General features: G+C 70.5%; 17 protein-coding genes. 14 read left to right on the top strand and 3 right to left on the bottom strand.

Annotated elements, in window-relative coordinates; all coding sequences use genetic code 11:
- Positions 1-58: 58 nt before the first annotated feature.
- Entirely contained in the window at positions 59-247 is a 189-nt protein-coding gene (locus BIU91_RS13155) for a hypothetical protein (protein WP_027466522.1), read from the bottom strand.
- A 93-nt stretch (positions 248-340) separates the two neighbouring features.
- Here BIU91_RS13155 and BIU91_RS13150 point away from each other — a divergent pair, with 93 nt between their 5' ends.
- Positions 341-1492: an SLC13 family permease gene (locus BIU91_RS13150; protein ID WP_071405820.1), complete on the top strand. Its 1152-nt coding sequence runs from the start codon at positions 341-343 to the stop codon at positions 1490-1492.
- A gap of 45 nt (positions 1493-1537) precedes the next feature.
- Here the strand turns inward: BIU91_RS13150 and BIU91_RS13145 are convergent, their stop codons facing one another.
- Together BIU91_RS13145 and BIU91_RS13140 are read right to left on the bottom strand one after the other, a co-directional pair.
- On the bottom strand, positions 1538-2509 hold the full coding sequence (locus BIU91_RS13145; RefSeq protein ID WP_071405819.1) for a magnesium transporter CorA family protein: 972 nt from the start codon (positions 2507-2509) through the stop codon (positions 1538-1540).
- Positions 2510-2592: 83 nt separating this feature from the next.
- Positions 2593-5325 carry a hypothetical protein gene (locus BIU91_RS13140; protein ID WP_071405818.1) on the bottom strand — a complete coding sequence of 911 codons (2733 nt, stop codon included), beginning with the start codon at positions 5323-5325 and terminating at the stop codon, positions 2593-2595.
- A 250-nt stretch (positions 5326-5575) separates the two neighbouring features.
- Between BIU91_RS13140 and otsA the strand changes: the two genes are divergently transcribed.
- The 13 genes from otsA (at position 5576) to BIU91_RS13075 (ending at position 20236) form a co-directional block, all read left to right on the top strand.
- A complete protein-coding gene (gene otsA / locus BIU91_RS13135) occupies positions 5576-7168 on the top strand; it encodes an alpha,alpha-trehalose-phosphate synthase (UDP-forming) (RefSeq protein WP_071405817.1) in 1593 nt (530 codons plus the stop codon).
- Positions 7161-7943, top strand: a complete 783-nt coding sequence (gene otsB, locus BIU91_RS13130; RefSeq protein WP_071405816.1) for a trehalose-phosphatase — start codon at positions 7161-7163, stop codon at positions 7941-7943. Before otsA ends, otsB begins: the two co-directional genes overlap by 8 nt.
- A gap of 70 nt (positions 7944-8013) precedes the next feature.
- A complete protein-coding gene (ilvD, locus tag BIU91_RS13125; protein ID WP_071405815.1) occupies positions 8014-9708 on the top strand; it encodes a dihydroxy-acid dehydratase in 1695 nt (564 codons plus the stop codon).
- Positions 9709-9753: 45 nt separating this feature from the next.
- Positions 9754-11577, top strand: a complete 1824-nt coding sequence (locus tag BIU91_RS13120) for an acetolactate synthase large subunit (RefSeq protein WP_027466529.1) — start codon at positions 9754-9756, stop codon at positions 11575-11577.
- A complete protein-coding gene (gene ilvN / locus BIU91_RS13115; RefSeq protein ID WP_071405814.1) occupies positions 11574-12074 on the top strand; it encodes an acetolactate synthase small subunit in 501 nt (166 codons plus the stop codon). The genes BIU91_RS13120 and ilvN overlap by 4 nt, the downstream gene beginning before the upstream one ends.
- 71 nt (positions 12075-12145) lie before the next feature.
- Positions 12146-13171: a ketol-acid reductoisomerase gene (ilvC, locus tag BIU91_RS13110; RefSeq protein WP_027466530.1), complete on the top strand. Its 1026-nt coding sequence runs from the start codon at positions 12146-12148 to the stop codon at positions 13169-13171.
- Positions 13172-13381: 210 nt separating this feature from the next.
- A complete protein-coding gene (locus BIU91_RS13105) occupies positions 13382-14572 on the top strand; it encodes a mannitol-1-phosphate 5-dehydrogenase (protein ID WP_071405813.1) in 1191 nt (396 codons plus the stop codon).
- Positions 14573-14631: 59 nt separating this feature from the next.
- Positions 14632-15096, top strand: a complete 465-nt coding sequence (locus BIU91_RS13100) for a hypothetical protein (protein WP_139196571.1) — start codon at positions 14632-14634, stop codon at positions 15094-15096.
- Positions 15093-15476 (top strand): hypothetical protein, encoded by a 384-nt coding sequence (locus BIU91_RS13095; RefSeq protein ID WP_139196572.1) that lies wholly within the window; start codon positions 15093-15095, stop codon positions 15474-15476. The genes BIU91_RS13100 and BIU91_RS13095 overlap by 4 nt, the downstream gene beginning before the upstream one ends.
- A 157-nt stretch (positions 15477-15633) precedes the next feature.
- Complete coding sequence (gene serA / locus BIU91_RS13090; RefSeq protein WP_071405810.1) at positions 15634-17223, top strand: phosphoglycerate dehydrogenase; 1590 nt, start codon at positions 15634-15636, stop codon at positions 17221-17223.
- Between the two features lie 13 nt (positions 17224-17236).
- A complete protein-coding gene (locus BIU91_RS13085) occupies positions 17237-18310 on the top strand; it encodes a 3-isopropylmalate dehydrogenase (protein WP_071405821.1) in 1074 nt (357 codons plus the stop codon).
- A gap of 15 nt (positions 18311-18325) precedes the next feature.
- Positions 18326-19435 (top strand): branched-chain amino acid aminotransferase, encoded by a 1110-nt coding sequence (locus tag BIU91_RS13080; protein ID WP_027466537.1) that lies wholly within the window; start codon positions 18326-18328, stop codon positions 19433-19435.
- A 30-nt stretch (positions 19436-19465) separates the two neighbouring features.
- Positions 19466-20236, top strand: coding sequence for a fumarylacetoacetate hydrolase family protein (locus BIU91_RS13075; RefSeq protein ID WP_027466538.1), 771 nt, complete (start codon positions 19466-19468; stop codon positions 20234-20236).
- The last annotated feature ends 440 nt before the right edge of the window (positions 20237-20676 follow it).

The following is a 20676-nucleotide window of genomic DNA, read 5'->3' as shown; positions in this document are numbered from 1 at the left end:
CACCGTGCCTCCCGTCCGTCAGGCCGGTCGCGTCCGCGACCCCCTGCCGCGTCTGGACCTACTGGCGCGCCTTGACCGCGCGGTCGTCCTCGACGACCGTGCCGATCGCCACGATCGTCGTGGCGAGCCACGCGACCCAGGTCAGCGCGAGCCGCCAGTCACGCGGTCCCTGGCGGGTGGTCTGCAGCACGCTGTAGCCGCTGATGAGCGAACTCCACACCGCACCGTTGAACATGAACTTGCGCACAGAGGCCTCCTGTCGTCGTGCTGACAACGCTACCGGCCCGTACATTGGAGCGCCGCCGGTCACCCTGCCGCGGTGTCTGCCGGAGGAGTATTCGTGCGTCAAGCGGTCATCGGAGCGGCCCTGCTCGTGGTCGGCGCGGTCTGCGTCGTGTTCGGGCTGCTGCCCCTCGACGACCTCGCCGTGCTCGCCGACCGGGTCCTGCCGGTCCTCGGGTTCGTGCTCGGGCTGACCGTCGTCGCCGAGCTCGCCGCGGACGCCGGGGTGTTCGACCGCCTCGCCGACGTCGCCGCCCGGGTCGGTGGCGGGCGCACCATCGGCCTCTGGGGCGCGGTCGTCGTGCTCGCCGTGCTCTGCACCGTCTTCCTGTCGATCGACACCACCGCGGTGCTCCTCACCCCCATCGTCATCTCGCTCGCACGGCGTGTGGGACTGCCCCCGATGCCGTTCGCCCTGACCACGGTCTGGCTCGCGAACACGGCCTCGCTGCTGCTGCCGGTGTCGAACCTGACGAACCTGCTCGCCGTCGACCGGATGGGGCTCGGCGGTCCGCTGCCGTTCGCCGGGCTGATGGCCTGGCCCGCGGTCGCCGGGGTGGTCGTGCCGTGCGTCGTCCTGCTCGTGGTGTTCCGCGGCAAGCTGTTCGGCCGCTACTCGCCGGTGTCCGTCCGCACGCCGAAGGACCCGGTGTTCTTCTGGGCGGCCTCCGCGGTGCTCGTCGCGCTCGTCGTCGCCCTGACGGCCGGGGTGACCGTGTGGATCGCCGCGGTCCTGGCCGCCGTGGTGCTCGTCGTGGTCGCGGCGTTCCGGTCACCGTCCGAACTCCGGGTGTCCCGCGTGCCGTGGTCGACCCTGCTGTTCGCCGCCGGGCTGTTCGTGGTGGTCGAGGCGCTGCACACGACGGGCATCACCGACCCGATCGTGCACGCGCTGCAGGGCGGCACCGGGACCGGCCCGCTGCTGCTGCTCGGCGGTGCGGGCGCGGTCGCCGCGAACGGCATCGACAACCTGCCGGCGTACCTGGTGCTCGAACCGGCCGCCGGGCACGAGGCCGTCCGGTACGCGGCGCTGCTCATCGGCGTCAACGCCGGCTGCCTCATCACGCCGTGGGCCTCGCTCGCGACGCTGCTGTGGCACGCACGGCTGTCGGCCGAGGGCGTGCACCTGTCCTGGGGCCGGTACATGGCGCTCGGGTGCGTCGTCGCGCCGCTCACAGTCGTCGCCGGGGTCATGGCGCTCGCGCTCTGACGTCGGCGGAGCCCGGTGCCGAGGCGGTGCCGGTGCCGTGCGCGGTCAGAGCCAGTCGCGGGTCTTGAAGACGCGGTAGAGCACGAGCGACGACGCGGTGATGATCGCGAGCGAGGCCCAGAGACCACTCCAGGCGCCCTCGCCCGGGAACTTCACGTTCTGCCCGAAGAAGCTCGTCACACCGGTCGGGATCGCGATGATCGCCGCCCAGCTCGTGACCTTCTTCATGACGGTGTTCTGCCGGTTCGACGCCAGGTTCAGGGTCGTGTCGAGCACGCTCGACACGGCGTCACGGAGCTGTTCGACGGAGTCGGCGATCGAGACCAGGTGGTCCTCGACGTCGCGGAAGTACGGCCGGATGCCGTTCGAGATCGTCTCCGCGTCACCGTGCAGCAACGAGGCGACGCTGTCCCGCGTCGGGACGACCAGCCGCCGGAGCACCCCGAGGGTCTTGCGGAGCCGGAACGACCGCCGCTGGATCTGCTGCTCGCGGGGGTCGCCCGGCTCGAAGAGGTCGTCCTCGAGCGCATCGATCTGCCGCTCGAGGTCCTCGACGGTGTCGGTGGCCCGGTCGACGACCGCGTCGAGCAGCGCCCAGACGAGCCAGGGCACGCCGTGTTCGGCGATGTCGGAGTTCGCCGTGAGCCGGTGTTCCATCGGGGTGGTGTCGACGTCGGACCCGTGGATGGTGACGAGCGCCCGTTCGGTGACGAAGGCCTTGACCTCGTGCGTGATCAGGTCACCCTCGTCGTCCGTGCCGCCCACGTCGTAGACGACCAGGAACAGGCTGTCCCGGTACCGGTCGAGCTTCGGCCGCTGTCCGTGCTCGACGGCGTCCTCGACCGCGAGCGCGTGGATGCCGAGCTCCTCCTCGATCTGCTCGAGGTCCGCCGACGTCGGGTCCGTGTAGTCGATCCAGACGAAGGTGTCCGGATCGGCGACGAGGTCGGAGATCCGGTCGACGGGGAAGTCCCGCTCGACCGTGTCGCCCCTGCACCACGCCCGTGTCCTGACCATGCTCGTCAGCCTACTGAGACGGCCGACCCGGGAGATCCGGGTCGGCCGTCGTGGTGCTGCGGAGCCGCTCGGTCGGCTCCGGCTCAGTAGGCCGAGACGAGCTTGCCGTCCTCCACCTTCAGGTACTGGTTCACACTGAACGAGTCCTCGCCGCGCTTCTTGTCGCCCAGGTACGAGGTGTAGCCGTACGAGACGCTCCCGTCCTTCGTGCTCGTCACCATCACGGTGCCAGCGCGGGACGCCTCGACCTCCAGATCGGGCATCGACGTGACGTCGTACTGCACGCCGCCGTCGGCGTCGTAGGGCCCGTACCAGGGGCAGCCGCTCAGGGCCCGGAGCTCGGTCTTCTCGGCGCAGTCGTCGATGAGGTCGGTCACGTACTGCTCGGCGTCCTGCTCGAGTGCCTTGGTCGCCTTCGGCGCGAAGTCGACGTAGCCCGACGTGACCGCGCCCACGGCGACCTTCTCGGTGCCGCCGGTGAAGTACTTCGTCCCGCCGACCGAGACCTGGTAGGTGCCGGGGTAGGCGAGGGACGTGAACTTGCCGTCGCTGATCTTCCCGATCTCCTTGCCGCCGACGGTCACCGGAGCGCCCTCGAGGACGTCGGAGGCCGTCAGGGTGACCTGCTGGGCCAGCGGCTGCGTGACACGCCACTCGTCCTTCACCAGGAACGAGGTGCCCGTGCGCCGCAGCGACACCTGGCCGGAGCGGTTCTTGCCGTCCTGGGTGTAGCTCAGGGTGGCGATGGCGGTGTCACCGGTCCGGGCGACCCGGCCGACGCGGATGTCCGACGGGCGGTCCTTCGCGCTCCCGAGCACCTTCGAGTCGAGCATCGCCGCGTCGTCGGGGATCTCGCTCAGGTCGGCGGCGGTGTCGGCGTCACCGCTGGCGATGGCCTGCACGTAGGACTTCACCGTCGGGGCCGGACCCCAGACGTTGGCGCGGAGGACGCTCGTCGTGACCGCACCGGCGATGACGACGACGATCACGGCGCCACCGGCGATGAGCGAACGGACCAGGATCTTCTTGGCCCGCGGGGACATCGGTGCCGGAGCGGGGGCACCACCGCCGATGAACGGCTGCGACCCGTCGGCCGGTTGTGCGCCGTACGGGGGCTGCGTGCCGTAGGGCGGCTGCGACCCGGCCGCCGGCTGCGCGCCGGAGATCGACTGCACGCCGTACGCGGGTTCCTGGGCAGGCCCGGCCGGCGGGTACGGCACGTGCTGGTCAGCGGCCGGGGGAGTGTTCCACGCGGCGGCAGCCGGCGCGTCCGCGGCGACAGGCGCGCCGGGCGCAACGGGAGCGCCGGGCGCACCGGGCGCGGCCGGGTCGACGGTCGCGGTGGGCGCGACGGGAGCACCCTGGCCGGCGGCGGGCCCGGCCGGGAACGCCGGCGGCACGACGGGGCGGGGGTCCGCTCCGACCAGGCGGGACGTCCGGAGCACCACGGCTCCGCCGAGGCGGGGCAGGAGCACCGGGGCGAGGTACCGGGCGACGACCTCGATCGCGCCGCCCCACAGGGCGAAGACGATCGGCGTCCACGGCGCGATGCCGATCGACCCCGAGCCGTCCACGGAGCTCGTGCTGCTCACCTGGTACGAGACGACTCCGGTGCCGAGGACGAAGAAGAGCAGACCGAGTGCGAACCACACCAGCGGCGTGACGACCCAGTCGAGCGTGGTGCGGATCCGGTCGTTGCGACGGACGGCGAGGGCGAGCCCGGCCGCGACCGAGGTGACGACGACGAACAGCACGACGAGCCAGGTCCATCCGCCGGCTCCGCCGAACACCGAGGCGGTGTCGCTGGCGGACCCGAAGCCGGACGTCCCCACACCACCGAAGAACCCGAGCGCGGTCAGTCCGATCGCGACGTTCCCGAGCAGCAGCGGCAACGCGGAGCCGTAGGACGGCTGCGCGATCAGGGCGACGACGATGACGACGAGGGCGACCAGCACGACGAGGACCGTGAGCTGCGACGCGGCGACGCGGAGCGTGCCGAGCAGCCGGGCGGCGAAGACGTTGCGCCCGGCGAGGACGGAGGGCCGGGCGAGGAGTGCCGCCAGGGCCCCGATGACGAACGCACCGATGATGCTGCCGAGACCGACGGCGTGCACCGGCTCGATGACCGCGCCGGACACCGACGGGAACCGGATCGCGAAGAGGCCGGCGGCGACGTTCGTGAGCACGGTGGTGACGAGGCCGGAGACCGCCGCGGTGACGAGCACCTGCGTGCGGCCGAGGCCACGCGTGCGGATCCGGCGGGTGAGCACGACGGCCAGGACGACCTGCGCGGCGAGCACCAGCGCGGGCACCACGGCGAGCGAGCCCGAGCCGGAACCGAGGAACCCGATCGACCCGGACAGGTGCAGTCGGCCGAGGTCGGCGAGGGCCACGAGCTGCGCCGGCGCACCGAGCAGGACGCTCACGCCGGAGAGCAGCGACTCCACGTCGGGGGCCGAGCCCGCGCCGAGGTCGGTGCCGGACCCGGCGGACGGAGCGGCCGACCCGCTGCCGCCCGACGCGAGCAGTCCGACGGTGATGAGCAGCGAGAGCCCGGCGACGACGTACGCCGCGACCCAGCCGCCGACGGCGGCGAGCACGGCCGCCAGCCAGTCGCGACCGGACACGGACCGCAGGAAGCGACCGAACGCATCGGACGGCTGCGCGGCGGGGGCGGGCTGACCCGTCCACTGCTGCGGGCCTCCAGGCTGCTGCTGCCAGGCGGGCTGGCCGTTCCAGGCGGGCTGGCCGGCACCGGGCTGGCCCGGACCGGGCTGCGACGGCGGGACTGGCTGGTTCGGCGGGTTCTCGCTCACGGCTGGGGGTCCTCTCCGACCGGGAGGCCGGCGCCGCACTCCAGCACCCGTGTCCCCCCGACACGTGCCTGCAGCGTAGCGGAACCGCCGGTCCGCCGTGAATACGCTGTCCCCACGCTGGTAACTTCGGCAGCGCACCCGGCGCAGCACGCCGGGCCACCCGGCGCACCACGCCGGCCGTCGCACCCGACGCACCGACGCACCCGACGCACCCGGCCCCGGCCGGGCGGAACGGAGATCACACCACCCCATGCCTGCAGACCGCACCGAACAGACCCGCTACTCGTTCGTCGTCGCCTCCAACCGACTCCCCGTGGACCGCGTCGTCGACCAGGACGGCAACGAGGGCTGGCGGCACTCGCCGGGCGGCCTCGTGACCGCCCTCGAACCCGTGATGCGCGCGAACGACGGAGCCTGGGTCGGCTGGGTGGGGCAGGCCGAGGTCGAGGTCGCACCGTTCGACAACGAGGGCATCCACATCGTCCCCGTCCCGCTCTCCGACGACGACGTCGAGGAGTACTACGAGGGCTTCAGCAACGACACGCTCTGGCCGCTGTACCACGACGTCATCGAGCACCCGAGCTACCACCGTGACTGGTGGAACGCGTACAAGCGCGTGAACGAGCGCTTCGCCGCGCAGATCGCCGAGATCGTCGAGCAGGACGGCATCGTCTGGGTGCAGGACTACCAGCTGCAGCTCGTGCCGGCCCTGCTCCGCGCCAAGCGCCCCGACCTGACGATCGGCTTCTTCAACCACATCCCGTTCCCGCCGGTCGGCATCTACGCGCAGCTGCCGTGGCGTGCGCAGATCCTCGACGGGCTGCTCGGCGCCGACGTCATCGGCTTCCAGCGCCACGACGACGCCAGCGACTTCCTCCGAGCGGTCCGCCACATCAAGGGCTACACGACCAAGGGCACCACGATCGACGTCCCGGTGGACGACCCAGCGGCCCCGCGCAGCCGCAAGGGCATCACGGTCCGCCACGTCGAGGCCAGGCACTTCCCGATCTCCATCGACGCCGAGAGCTTCGAGGCGATCGCCCGCAAGCCCGAGGTGCAGGAGCGTGCGCGCGAGATCCGCGAGAGCCTCGGCAACCCGAAGACGGTGCTGCTCGGCGTCGACCGGCTCGACTACACCAAGGGCATCCGCCACCGCATCAAGGCCTTCGGCGAGCTGGTGGAGGACGGCCGCATCGCGGTCGAGGACGCCACCCTGATCCAGGTCGCGAGCCCGAGCCGCGAGCGTGTCGACTCGTACGCGGCGCTCCGCGACGAGATCGAGCTGAGCGTCGGCCGCATCAACGGCGACCTCGGCGTCATCGGCCACCAGCCGATCTCGTACCTGCACCACGGCTACCCGCGCGAGGAGATGGTGGCGCTCTACCTGGCCGCCGACATCATGCTCGTCACGGCGCTGCGCGACGGCATGAACCTCGTCGCGAAGGAGTACGTCGCCGCCCGCTTCGACAACGACGGGGTGCTCATCCTGTCCGAGTTCGCCGGCGCCGCCGACGAGCTCAAGCAGGCCGTGATCGTCAACCCGCACGACATCGGGGCGCTCAAGGACTCGATCGAGCGCGCCATCCAGATGCCGCGTCGCGAGCGGTCGACGCGTATGCGCGCGCTCCGCAAGCGCGTCCGCGACAACGACGTGGCGCGCTGGTCGCGCTCGTTCCTCGAGGCGCTCGACCGGCACGCGCCGCGGAACGCCCAGATCGACCCGTCCGCCGCCGACCCGCGCGAACAGCACCGTGAGGCGCAGACCGACAACATGTCGATCTTCGACCAGGACGCCCAGTCCGCCAGGGCTGCCGAGGACACCCGGGAGGCACGTGATGACTGAGACCACCACCGACCAGTCCGCCATCGACGCGGCCCTCGAGACGCTCGCGGCTGCGCCGCGACTGATCGTCGCCCTCGACTTCGACGGCACGCTGGCCCCCTTCGCCGACGACCCCTCGCAGGTCGGGGCGCTGCCCGGGTCGTGGGCCGCGGTCCTGACCCTGCACCGTGCGAAGGACACCGAGGTGGTGCTCGTGTCGGGGCGTCCCCTCGGCAGCCTGGCCGCGGTGACCCACGCGCCGGAGGACATGGCGCTCGTCGGTTCGCACGGCGTCGAGTGGCGCGTGGACGGCCACGACGAGGCCGCGCTCAGTGACGACGAGGTGGAGCGTGTGGCACGGATCGGTGCGGCGCTCGACGAGGTCGGCGAACGGTTCCCGGGCGTCGTGATCGAGCACAAGCCCGCCGGGCACGGGGTGCACACACGCCGTGTCTCCGCCGAGGTCGCGGCCGAGGCGAACGCGGCGGCGAGCCGCGCGGCGCACGAGGCCGACCCCGAGGTGCTCGAGCGCGGTGGCAAGGACATCGCCGAGTTCGCGGTGCGCCACGTCACGAAGGGCGACGCGATCGCCCGGCTCCGCGAGCTGCACCGTGCCGACGCGGTGTTCTTCGCCGGCGACGACGTCACCGACGAGGACGCCTTCCGCGTGCTCGGCGACGGCGACGTCGGGGTGAAGGTCGGGCCGGGGGAGACCCGGGCCGGGTACCGCATCGCCGACCCGGCGGCCCTGACCGGGGTCCTGAAGCAGCTGGCGAGGCTCCGCGCCACCCGCTGATCGCGGCCCCCGAGCATGAGAATGCACGGGGGTGCACGGCTGGTATCCCAAAGCGTCCTAGACTCATCCCATGCCTGATATCGACGTCAAGCCGCGCAGCCGGGTCGTCACCGACGGGATCGAAGCAACCACCTCACGTGGCATGCTGCGGGCCGTCGGTATGGGAGACGAGGACTGGAGCAAGCCGCAGATCGGCATCGCGTCCTCGTGGAACGAGATCACGCCGTGCAACCTGTCGCTCGACCGCCTCGCACAGGGTGCGAAGGAGGGCGTGCACTCCGGTGGCGGCTACCCCCTGCAGTTCGGCACCATCTCCGTCTCGGACGGCATCTCGATGGGCCACGAGGGCATGCACTTCTCCCTCGTCTCGCGTGAGGTCATCGCGGACAGCGTCGAGACCGTCGTCAACGCGGAGCGCCTCGACGGCACCGTCCTGCTCGCCGGCTGCGACAAGTCGCTCCCCGGCATGCTGATGGCCGCCGCGCGACTCGACCTGGCGAGCGTGTTCCTCTACGCCGGTTCGGTCATGCCGGGCTACGTGAAGCAGGCCGACGGCACGATGAAGGAAGTCACGATCATCGACTCCTTCGAGGGCGTCGGTGCCTGCAAGGCCGGCACCATGAGCGAGGAAGAGCTCAAGAAGATCGAGTGCGCCATCGTCCCGGGCGAGGGCGCCTGCGGTGGCATGTACACGGCGAACACGATGGCCTCCGTCGCCGAGGCCCTCGGCATGTCGCTCCCGGGCTCCGCCGCTCCGCCGAGCGCCGACCGTCGCCGTGACTACTACGCGCACCGCTCGGGCGAGGCCGTGGTGAACATGCTCGAGCACGGCATCACCGCCCGCCAGATCCTCACCAAGGAAGCCTTCGAGAACGCGATCGCCGTCGCGATGGCCCTCGGCGGTTCGACCAACGTCATCCTGCACCTGCTCGCGATCGCCTACGAGGCCGAGGTCGAGCTGTCGCTGGACGACTTCAACCGCATCGGTTCCAAGGTCCCGCACCTGGCCGACATGAAGCCCTTCGGCAAGTACGTCATGGTCGACGTCGACCGCAACGGCGGCATCCCCGTGATCATGAAGGCGCTGCTCGACGCGGGCCTGCTGCACGGCGACTGCATGACCGTGACGGGCAAGACCGTCGCCGAGAACCTGGCCGAGATCGACCCGCCGGCACTCGACGGCGAGGTCTTCCGCACGCTCGACAACCCGATCCACGAGACCGGTGGCCTCACCGTCCTGCAGGGCTCCTTCGCCCCCGAGGGTGCCGTGGTGAAGACCGCGGGCTTCGACGCCTCCGTCTTCGAGGGCCCCGCCCGCGTGTTCGACCGCGAACGTGCGGCGATGGACGCCCTGACCGAGGGCAAGATCGAGAAGGGCGACGTCGTCGTCATCCGCTACGAGGGCCCCAAGGGCGGCCCGGGGATGCGCGAGATGCTCGCCATCACCGCGGCCATCAAGGGCGCGGGCCTCGGCAAGGATGTACTACTCTTGACCGACGGTCGATTCTCAGGCGGCACAACCGGCCTGTGCATCGGCCACATCGCACCGGAAGCAGTGGACGCAGGTCCAGTCGCTTTCGTTCGTGATGGCGACCGCATCCGTGTCGACATCGCGGCTCGCTCGCTCGACCTACTGGTCGACCCGGCCGAGCTGGAGGCCCGCCGTGACGGCTGGGCCCCGCTGCCCCCGCGCTACACCCGCGGAGTCCTCGCGAAGTACGCCAAGCTCGTGAAGTCCGCCGCCCAGGGCGCGGTCACGGGCTAGCGTCCGACACCCGCACCACCGCCACCACTCAGGCAAGGACCACTCATGCCCACGGAAGCAACTCCGTTGTCCGCGGCCGCCGGTGCACGCCGGTCGCCGGAGATCCTCACCGGCTCGGGAGCCGTCCTCCGGACGCTCGAGCACCTCGGGATCACCGACGTCTTCGGCCTGCCGGGCGGCGCGATCATCCCGTTCTACGACGAGCTGATGGCGTCGACCACGATCCGCCACATCCTCGTCCGTCACGAGCAGGGCGCCGGCCACGCCGCCGAGGGCTACGCCTCGTCGTCCGGCAAGGTCGGGGTCGCCATCGCGACGTCCGGCCCCGGCGCGACGAACCTCGTCACGGCCATAGCCGACGCCTACATGGACTCGGTGCCGTTCATCGCGATCACCGGCCAGGTGTTCTCGACGCTGATGGGCACCGACGCGTTCCAGGAAGCCGACATCGTCGGCATCACAATGCCCATCACGAAGCACTCGTTCCTGGTCACCGACCCGGCCGACGTGCCGGCGACCCTCGCTGCGGCGCACCTCATCGCGACGACCGGTCGGCCCGGCCCAGTGCTGGTGGACATCACGAAGGACGCCCAGCAGAAGTCGGCGCCCTACGTGTGGCCGCCCAAGATCGACCTGCCCGGCTACCGCCCGGTGACCAAGGCGCACGGCAAGCAGATCACCGCGGCCGCGCAGCTGCTGTCCGAGTCGAAGCGCCCGGTGCTCTACGTCGGCGGCGGGGTCATCCGCTCCCGCGCGACCGCCGAGCTGCTCCGCTTCGCCGAGGCGACCGGGGCGCCGGTCGTCACGACCCTGATGGCGCGCGGCGCGTTCCCGGACTCGCACCCGCAGCACCTCGGCATGCCCGGCATGCACGGCACGGTGCCCGCGGTGCTCGGCCTGCAGGACAGCGACCTCATCGTCGCCCTCGGTGCCCGCTTCGACGACCGCGTGACGGGCAAGGCCGACGAGTTCGCGCCGGACGCCAAGGTCGTGCACGTCGACATCGACCCGGCCGAGATCTCGAAGATCCGCTTCGCCGACGTCCCGATCGTCGGTGACGCCCGCGAGGTCCTGGTCGACCTGCTCGACGCGTGGGGCGGCATCGCCGTCGAGGACCGCGCGTCGACCGACGAGTGGTGGGCGAAGCTCCACCAGCTCAAGACCGACTTCCCGCTCGGGTACGCCGAGCCGACCGACGGGCTCCTCGCGCCGCAGGGCATCATCAAGCGCATCGGTGAGCTCTCCGGTCCCGAGGCCGTCTACGCCTCCGGTGTCGGGCAGCACCAGATGTGGTCCGCGCAGTTCATCAAGTACGAGCGGCCCAACGCCTGGCTCAACTCCGGTGGCGCCGGAACGATGGGCTACTCCGTCCCCGCGGCGATGGGTGCGAAGGTCGCCCAGCCGGACCGCGTGGTCTGGGCGATCGACGGCGACGGCTGCTTCCAGATGACGAACCAGGAACTCGCGACCTGCGTCATCAACGACATCCCGATCAAGGTCGCGATCATCAACAACTCGTCGCTCGGCATGGTCCGGCAGTGGCAGACGCTGTTCTACGACGGCCGGCACTCCTTCACCGACCTCGAGACGGGGCACGCCTCGCGCCGTGTGCCGGACTTCGTGAAGCTGGCCGACGCCTACGGTGCCCTCGGCATCCGGGTCGAGAAGGCCGACGAGGTCGACGCCGCGATCGAGCTCGCCCTCGCGACCAACGACCGCCCGGTGGTGATCGACTTCGTCGTGAGCCGTGACTCGATGGTGTGGCCGATGGTCCCGCAGGGCGTCAGCAACTCGTCCATCGAGTACGCCCAGGCACTCGCGCCCACCTGGGACGACGAGGACGCCGACATGACGGGAGAAACCGCATGAGCCACGTCCTCTCCCTCCTCGTGGAGGACAAGCCCGGTCTGCTGACCCGTGTCGCCGGGCTCTTCGCCCGCCGCGGGTTCAACATCGAGTCGCTCGCCGTCGGCAACACCGAGGTGGACGGCCTCAGCCGGATCACGGTCGTCGTCGACGTCGAGGACCTCCCGCTGGAACAGGTGACGAAGCAGCTCAACAAGCTGGTGAACGTCATCAAGATCGTCGAACTGGACTTCTCGCAGTCGGTCCAGCGCGAGCACATGCTCGTGAAGGTGCGCGTCGACAACCAGACGCGCTCGGCGGTGCTCGAAGCAGTGAACCTGTTCCGTGCCCAGGTCGTCGACGTGGCGACCGACTCCCTGATCGTCGAGGTGACCGGCGACCCCGGCAAGATCCAGGCGATCCTCCGCGTGCTCCAGCCCTACGGCGTCAAGGAGCTCGCCCGCGCGGGCCTCCTCGGCATGGGCCGCGGACCGAAGAGCATCACCGACCGGGTGCGCTGAGCGCCCGTCACACCCTTCCCGGGCGCCGATGGTGCCCGGCACCGACCACAGAACCAAGGAGACACACCCTCGTGACTGACATCGTGTACGACGCCGACGCCGACCTGACGCTCATCCAGGGCAAGAAGGTCGCCGTCATCGGCTACGGCTCGCAGGGCCACGCCCACGCCCTCAACCTCCGTGACTCGGGTGTCGAGGTGAAGATCGGCCTGCAGGAGGGCTCGAAGAGCCGGCAGAAGGCCGAAGAGGCGGGCTTCGAGGTCCACACGCCGGGCGACGCCACCGCCTGGGCCGACGTCGTCGTCATCCTCGCGCCGGACCAGGTCCAGCGCATCGTCTACGCCGAGGACATCCGCCCGAACCTCAAGCCGGGCGCGACGCTCGTCTTCGGCCACGGCTTCAACATCCGCTTCGGCTACATCGAGGCGCCCGAGGGCGTCGACGTGTCGCTCGTCGCGCCGAAGGGCCCGGGGCACACCGTCCGCCGCGAGTACGAGGCCGGCCGTGGCGTCCCCGTGATCGTCGCCGTCGAGGTCGACGCGTCCGGTTCCGCGTGGGACCTCGCATGGTCGTACTCCAAGGCGATCGGTGGCCTCCGCTCCGGCGGCATCAAGACGACCTTCACCGAGGAGACCGAGACCGACCTGTTCGGCGAGCAGGCCGTCCTCTGCGGTGGCACCTCGCAGCTCATCCAGTACGGCTTCGAGACCCTGGTCGAGGCGGGCTACCAGCCGCAGATCGCCTACTTCGAGGTCCTGCACGAGCTCAAGCTCATCGTCGACCTCATCTGGGAGGGCGGCCTCACCAAGCAGCGCTGGTCGATCTCCGACACGGCCGAGTTCGGTGACTACGTCTCCGGACCGCGCGTGATCTCGCCGGACGTCAAGGAGAACATGAAGGCGGTGCTCGCGGACATCCAGAACGGTGCCTTCGCGAAGCGCTTCATCGAGGACCAGGACGCCGGCGCACCGGAGTTCAAGGCGCTCCGTGCCAAGGGCGAGGGCCACCCGATCGAGGCCACCGGCCGCGAGCTCCGCGCGCTCTTCGCGTGGAAGCAGAACGACGGCGACTACGTGGACGGCTCGGCCGCGCGGTAGTCTTCCGAGAACCACTCGACCTGCGAGGCGGCGGTGCACCTGCACCGCCGCCTCGCGATGTGACCCGAACGTTATGCAGCAGCTCTTCTCCAGCCCCGACGCCGCGGACCGGCGTCCCTCCGCCGTGCGCGCGGACGATTCCCGACACCCGTCGGCCGTGCTGCGCACCCGCGGTCAGGACCGCCCCGACCAGCATGGGATGATCGTTCGATGGCGGTGACGAAGCGAGCGGTCCACATCGGCGCCGGCAAGATCGGGCGCGGGTTCGTGGGCCAGTTCCTCGTGGCGAGCGGCTACGAGCTCACCTTCGTCGACGTCGACGAACGCGTGGTCTCGGCCCTGAACGAAGCCGGCCGGTTCGTGGTGCACGAGGTCGGCGAGATGCCGGTCGAGCACCTCGTCTACGGGTTCCGGGCGCTCAGCAGCAAGACCGACCGCGAGCGTGTGGTGCAGGCCATCGCCGAGGCCGACGTGGTGACCACCGCCGTGGGCGCACGCACGCTCCCGCTCGTCGCGCCGCTCATCGCCGAAGGCCTCGCGGCACGCCCGCTCGAGCGCGGCGACGTCACGATCGTCGCCTGCGAGAACGCGTTCAACGCGACCGACTCGCTGCACGCCAGCATCCGCCGCGCCCCGATCCTCGAAGACCGCGACATCGCCGCCGTCTTCGCGAACTGCGCGATCGACCGCATCGTCCCGGACCAGTCCGGGGTGCTCGGTCAGTCCGGCGGCCTCGACGTCGTGCTCGAACCGTTCTACGAGTGGGTCATCGAGCGCACCCCGTTCCTGGGCTCCGACGCCGAACCGCCGACGATCGAGGGCGTCACCTGGGTCGACGACCTGCAGCCGTTCGTCGAGCGCAAGCTCTACACGGTCAACACGGCGCACGCCACCGCCGCCTACCACGGCTACGTGCGGGGCATCCGGCTCATCCGCGAAGCACTCGAGGACGACGCCGTCCGCGCCGAGGTCGACGGGGTGCTCGCCGAGACCACCGCGCTGCTGATCGCGAAGCACGGCTTCGACCCCGAGGACCACGCGCGCTACGTCGCCGCGAACCTCTCCCGCATCGCGAACCCGCACCTGCCGGACTCCACCGCGCGCGTCGGACGCAACCCGCTCCGCAAGCTCGGCCGTCGTGAACGCTTCGTCGGCCCGGCGTCGCAGCTCGCCGAGCGCGGCCTGCCCGTCGAGCACCTGCTGGGTGCCGTCCGCGTGGCGCTCGCCTTCGACGACGAGAACGACCCGGAGTCGATCGAGCTGCACGCACTCCTGCGTTCCGGGGCGACCGCGCACGCGCTGACCGAGATCCTCACGGGCCTGATGGAGAGCCACCCGCTCTTCCCGGCCGTCCGCGACGTCGTCGCCGAGGTCCTCGCGACGCAGCCGGCCGACGTCTGACGTCGGCCTCCCGGCCGTCGCTGGTCCTCCCGGTGTCGTGTCCCTCGTAGAATCGGGGCATGACCACGGCAGCATCCCCACCAGACGGGTCGATCGACCCGGACGTGCCGAACGCCGTCGACACCGACGACGCCGCCCTCAGCTGGGGTGACGCCGACGACGCCACCCACGTCGACGCGGCGCACAACCCGGTGGCGGTGCGCGAGCGCGGCGAGCGGGACCCCGCGGCGCCCGAGACCTCCGGCGCGCTCGTCGGGTTCGGCGTCTTCGGGGGCCTCTACCTCCTCTACACGGTGGCCTGGCTCCTCACCGCGTCGACCGCGTACGTCTCCGGCGTCGACACGGTCCTCACGCTCTTCGTCGAGGTGCTCCGCTTCCTCGCGATCCTCGCGCCGGCACTCTGGTTCACGGTGGTGCTCTGGGCAGCGCGCAGCAGCCGCACGCGGACCCGCCTGCTCTGGATGCTCCTCGGCGCCGTCGTGCTCTTCCCCTGGCCGTTCCTCCTGACGCGGAGCTTCGGGTGACCGGGGCAGTGCCGGCGACGACCCGCCGGAACAGCGCCCCCGTGGTCGCGAAGATCGTGGTCTGGGTCGTGTTCGCGGCGCTGTTCGCGTACATGACGGTGCAGGCCGTCGGCAACCTGACGCAGATCAACCAGCGGGTGGACGCCTTCAACGCGTTCCTCCAGACGACCTCGGGCGGCGACTCGCTGCAGACCAGCACCCCGTGGCTGTGGCTCGTGCTCGACATCCTCATCGCGCCGGTCGCGTTCGTCGGGGCGATCGTCATCACCCGGCGTTCGAGCCTGCCCGTCACGATCGCGGTGTTCGTGGTCGCCTTCGCGGGCGCCGGCGCCCTCTGGCTCGACCTCCAGCTGTTCGTCCCGACGCTGCTGGACTTCTGACGCGACCCGCCGACGGCCAGGAGGCGCGGTGCGGCCCCGCCCCGCCCCTCCTGGCCGTCGTGTGGTTCTCCACAGGACCGCTCCCGCGGTCGTAACCACCGGCCCGCGTCGATAGCATGGTGGGATACCAACCGTCTCGAGTGAGGAAACAGCTGCTGTGTCGAAGCCGGTCGTCCTGATCGCCGAAGAACTCTCGCCCGCAACGGTCGACGCCCTCGGGCCCGACTTCGAGATCCGGAACGTGGACGGCACCGACCGTCCGGCGCTCCTGGCGGCGCTGTCCGACGCGCACGCCGTCCTCGTGCGGTCCGCCACCAAGATCGACGCCGAGGCGATCGCCGCGGCACCGGTCCTCAAGGTCGTCGCCCGCGCCGGCGTCGGCCTCGACAACGTCGACATCAAGGCCGCGACGACCGCCGGCGTGATGGTGGTGAACGCCCCGACCTCGAACATCATCTCGGCGGCGGAGCTCACGGTCGGGCACATCCTGTCGCTCGCACGGCACATCCCGGCCGCCCACGCCTCGCTGGCCGCCGGTGCGTGGAAGCGCTCGTCGTACACCGGTGTCGAGCTCTACGAGAAGACCGTCGGCATCATCGGCCTCGGCCGCATCGGCGCGCTCATCACCCAGCGGCTGCAGGCCTTCGGCGTGACGGTCATCGCGTACGACCCGTACGTCACCACGGCACGTGCGCAGCAGCTCGGGGTCGAGCTCGTCTCCCTCGAGGACCTGCTGCGTCGGGCGGACTTCACCACGATCCACATGCCGAGGACACCGGAGACCCTCGGCATGATCTCGGACGACCAGTTCGCCCTGATGAAGCCGACCGCGTTCGTCGTGAACGTGGCCCGCGGTGGCCTGATCGACGAGGACGCCCTGCACCGGGCCCTCACGTCGAACACCATCGCCGGCGCCGGCCTCGACGTCTTCGTCGCCGAGCCCCCGAAGGACTCGCCGCTCCTGGCACTCCCGAACGTCGTCGTGACGCCGCACCTCGGCGCCTCCACCGACGAAGCGCAAGAGAAGGCAGGCGTCTCGGTCGCCAAGTCGGTCCGTCTCGCCCTCGGCGGCGAGCTCGTGCCCGACGCGGTCAACGTCGCCGGCGGGGTCATCGACCCGTACGTGCGCCCCGGCATCCCGCTCGTCGAGAAGCTCGGCCAGGTCTTCACCGCCCTCGCGACCTCGCCGGTCACGAGCATCGACGTCGAGGTGCACGGCGAGCTCGCCGAGTACGACGTCAGCGTGCTGAAGCTCGCGGCGCTCAAGGGCGTCTTCACCGACGTCGTCAGCGACCAGGTCTCCTACGTCAACGCTCCGCTCATCGCCGAGCAGCGCGGGGTCACCGTCCGCCTCATCACCGAGACCGACAGCCCCGAGTACCGCAACGTGCTGACGATCCGCGGCGCCCAGTCCGATGGCCCGGCGATCAGCGTCTCCGGCACGCTCACCGGCCCGAAGCAGGTCGAGAAGCTCGTCGAGATCAACGGGCACGACGTCGAGGTGCCGCTCGACCGGCACCACGTCGTCATGGAGTACACCGACCGTCCGGGCATCGTCGCGGTCTACGGCAAGGAGTTCGGCCAGGCCGGCATCAACATCGCCGCGATGCAGATCTCGCGCGAAGCCGCCGGTGGCCAGGCACTGAGCGTCCTGACGGTCGACTCGCCCGTGCCGGCCGAGATCCTCGAGCACGTCCGCTCGGCGATCGACGCGTCCTCGCTCCGCGAGATCGACATCACGCTCTAGGGGAGTGGCGGACATGAGCAGCGCGCAGACGATCCGACTCGCGGTCATCCGTGGTGACGGCATCGGCCCCGAGGTCGTCGACGAGGCCCTGAAGGTCCTACACGCGGTCCTGCCGGACGACCTCGTGGTGCAGGAGACCCCGTTCTCCCTCGGCGCCGCACGGTACCTGGAGACCGGCGACATCCTGACCGACGACGACATGGCAGCGATCGCGCAGCACGACGCGATCCTGCTCGGAGCGGTCGGCGGTGACCCGCGTGACCCGCGGCTCGCCGGCGGCATCATCGAGCGCGGGCTGCTCCTCAAGCTCCGCTTCGCGTTCGACCACTACGTGAACCTCCGGCCGACGACGGTGCACCCGGCCGTCCCGACGCCGCTCGCCGACCCCGGCGAGGTCGACTTCGTGGTCGTCCGCGAAGGCACCGAGGGGCCCTACGTCGGCAACGGCGGCGCCATCCGGACCGGTACCCCGCACGAGATCGCGACCGAGGTCTCGTTGAACACCGCCTTCGGTGTCGAACGGGTCGTGCGGTACGCCTTCGCGCTGGCCGACCGACGCCCGCGTCGCCACCTGACCCTCGTGCACAAGAGCAACGTCCTGGTGCACGCCGGAGCCCTCTGGCAGCGCACCGTCGCGGCCGTCGGCGCCGAGTACCCGGACGTCACGGTCGACTACCAGCACGTGGACGCGGTCACCATCCACATGGTCCGCGACCCCGCACGGTTCGACGTCATCGTCACCGACAACCTGTTCGGCGACATCATCACCGACCTGGCCGGCGCGATCAGCGGCGGCATCGGTCTGGCGGCCTCGGGCAACATCAACCCGGACGGCACCTTCCCCAGCATGTTCGAGCCGGTCCACGGTTCCGCGCCGGACATCGCAGGTCAGCAGCTGGCCGACCCCACCGCCGCGATCCGTTCCGTCGCCCTGTTGCTCGACCACCTCGGTCGCGGTGACCTGGCGGCCGCGGTGACGGCTGCGGTGGAGTCCGACCTCGCCGACCGGGGCACCACGCCGCGTCGCACGGCCGAGATCGGCGACGCGATCGCCGCCGCGGCCACGGCACGCACCACCACCGCCTGAGAAGGAGTCCTCCCCATGAGCACCGACACCGCCTTCGGACTCGAGTTCGCCAGCACCCCGTCCGCCGACCGCCGCGCGGCTGCCGAGCGTGAGCAGATCCTCGCCGACCCGGGCTTCGGCAAGCACTTCACCGACCACATGGCGACGGTCGAGTGGACGCTCGACGACGGCTGGCACAGTGCGTCGATCCACCCGTACGGGCCGTTGTCCCTCGACCCGAGCGCGAGCGTCCTGCACTACGCCCAGGAGATCTTCGAGGGGCTCAAGGCCTACCGGCACGCGGACGGCTCGGTGTGGTCGTTCCGACCGGACGCCAACGCCCGACGCTTCCAGCGGTCCGCCCGACGCCTGGCGCTCCCGGAGCTCCCGGTCGAGGCGTTCGTCGAGTCGATCCGGCAGCTCGTGCAGACCGACGTCGACTGGGTGCCCTCGGCGCCCGAGACCAGCCTGTACCTGCGGCCGTTCATGATCGCGACGGAGTCGTTCCTCGGGGTCCGCGCGGCACAGGCCGTCGCGTACCACTGCATCGCGAGCCCCGCCGGTGCGTACTTCACCTCGGGCCCGAAGCCGGTGTCGATCTGGCTGTCGACGCAGTACGCGCGCGCCGGCAAGGGCGGGACCGGTGCGGCGAAGACCGGCGGCAACTACGCCTCGTCGCTGCTGCCCCAGCAAGAGGCCTACGAGCACGGCTGCCAGCAGGTGATGTTCCTCGACTCGGTGGAGGGCAAGTACCTCGAAGAGCTCGGCGGCATGAACGTCGTCCTGGTCAAGTCCGACGGCACCCTCGTCACGCCGGACTCCGACTCCATCCTCGAGGGGATCACGCGTGACTCGATCCTGCAGTTGGCCGAGGACCGCGGCCTGACCGTCGAGAAGCGCCGCGTGACCCTCGACGAGTGGCGTGACGGCGTCGCCGACGGCTCGATCACCGAGGCGTTCGCGTGCGGGACCGCCGCCGTCGTGACCCCGATCGCCGAACTCCGGGGTGACGGCTTCACGATCGGTTCGCCGACCGTGGGGGCCGGGGAACTCACGATGTCCCTGCGCGATGAACTCACCGACATCCAGTACGGCCGTCGTCCCGACCCGCACGGGTGGATGACCAAGCTGACCGACGCGTCCTGATCGACCGGCGGGCGTGGGTAGGGTCGAACGGTGAAGATCGCACGGTTCAGCAGCAAGGGTGAAGACCCCCGGTACGGCATCCTCGACGAGCGCGCTCTGGTGGTGCTCGCGGGAGACCCGATGTACCAGGGGTTCGAGACCACGGGGGAGCGCGTGGCACTCGCCGACGCCAAGCTCCTCGCACCCGTCATCCCGCGGTCGAAGGTCATCGGCGTCGGGCTCAACTACTCGGAGCACGCCTCGGAGATGGACGAGCGTGCCGGCGACGACCCGGTGGTGTTCCTCAAGCCGAACACCTCGGTGATCGGTCCGGACGAACCCATCCGCCTCCCGGCCGACATCGGACGCGTCGACCACGAGGGCGAACTCGCCATCGTGATCGGCTCGCTCGCGAAGAACGTCCGGCGTGAGGACTTCGCGAGCGTCATCCTCGGCTACACGATCGCCAACGACGTGACCGCCCGCGACCTGCAGGCGCGCGACGGCCAGTGGACCCGGGCGAAGGGCTTCGACACCTTCTGCCCGCTCGGCCCGGTGATCGAGACCGAGATCGACCCGTCGGACATCCGCATCGAGACCCGCGTCGACGGTGACCTCCGGCAGGCGGCCTCGACGAACGAGATGGTGCACGACATCCCGTCGCTCGTCGAGTTCGTGTCCTCGATCTGGACCCTCCTGCCCGGTGACGTCATCCTGACGGGCACTCCGGCCGGTGTCGGACAGATCCGCGACGGCGAGATCGTCGAGGTCACCATCTCCGGCATCGGTTCGCTCAAGAACCCGGTCATCGCGCGGCACTGACAGCGCTCCCGAACGGCCCGTTCCCCCAGGTGGGGAGCGGGCCGTTCGTCGTTGCCGGGGGAGTACGCAACAGCGGCGCAGAGGGCGACACGCCCGGGATGTGGGCCGGCTTGGCGCTGCCGTTCACCTCTGCGTAAAGTAATCACTCGTTGCCGCTGAGGCGGAGAACGGAACGGCCGAGACGATCACCGGGTTGAATACCTGGAGATGCAGTCCGGACGGGGTCCCGCTCAGGCAACCAACTCCTCGGAAACACGACCTCTGGTTGTGCGCCCAGGATGTTGTACAAGACGAATGCCTCTCTGGCGGAACCTTTCGGGGTCGAGCGGGGAGTGCGTCTGGTCCTTGAGAACTCAACAGCGTGCACATTGTCAATGCCAATTTATTGATTGACCTCGTGCCTGGTCGGCTTGCTGATCAGGTCATGAAGCAATTCCTTT

The sequence above is a fragment of the Curtobacterium sp. MMLR14_002 genome (genome assembly GCF_001864975.1).
Lineage (GTDB): Bacteria > Actinomycetota > Actinomycetes > Actinomycetales > Microbacteriaceae > Curtobacterium > Curtobacterium flaccumfaciens.
The sequence above is the reverse complement of the archived record's forward strand: the minus strand, read 5'-3'. Positions and strand labels throughout refer to the sequence as shown.

What these genes read in the sequence shown, in the direction of transcription:
- BIU91_RS13145 (WP_071405819.1), bottom strand. Translation starts at nt 2,509, where the DNA reads ATGGTCAGGACACGGGCGTGGTGCAGGGGCGACACGGTCGAGCGGGAC.
- otsA (WP_071405817.1), top strand. Translation starts at nt 5,576, where the DNA reads ATGCCTGCAGACCGCACCGAACAGACCCGCTACTCGTTCGTCGTCGCC.
- otsB (WP_071405816.1), top strand. Translation starts at nt 7,161, where the DNA reads ATGACTGAGACCACCACCGACCAGTCCGCCATCGACGCGGCCCTCGAG.
- ilvD (WP_071405815.1), top strand. Translation starts at nt 8,014, where the DNA reads ATGCCTGATATCGACGTCAAGCCGCGCAGCCGGGTCGTCACCGACGGG.
- BIU91_RS13120 (WP_027466529.1), top strand. Translation starts at nt 9,754, where the DNA reads ATGCCCACGGAAGCAACTCCGTTGTCCGCGGCCGCCGGTGCACGCCGG.
- ilvN (WP_071405814.1), top strand. Translation starts at nt 11,574, where the DNA reads ATGAGCCACGTCCTCTCCCTCCTCGTGGAGGACAAGCCCGGTCTGCTG.
- BIU91_RS13105 (WP_071405813.1), top strand. Translation starts at nt 13,382, where the DNA reads ATGGCGGTGACGAAGCGAGCGGTCCACATCGGCGCCGGCAAGATCGGG.
- BIU91_RS13100 (WP_139196571.1), top strand. Translation starts at nt 14,632, where the DNA reads ATGACCACGGCAGCATCCCCACCAGACGGGTCGATCGACCCGGACGTG.
- BIU91_RS13085 (WP_071405821.1), top strand. Translation starts at nt 17,237, where the DNA reads ATGAGCAGCGCGCAGACGATCCGACTCGCGGTCATCCGTGGTGACGGC.
- BIU91_RS13080 (WP_027466537.1), top strand. Translation starts at nt 18,326, where the DNA reads ATGAGCACCGACACCGCCTTCGGACTCGAGTTCGCCAGCACCCCGTCC.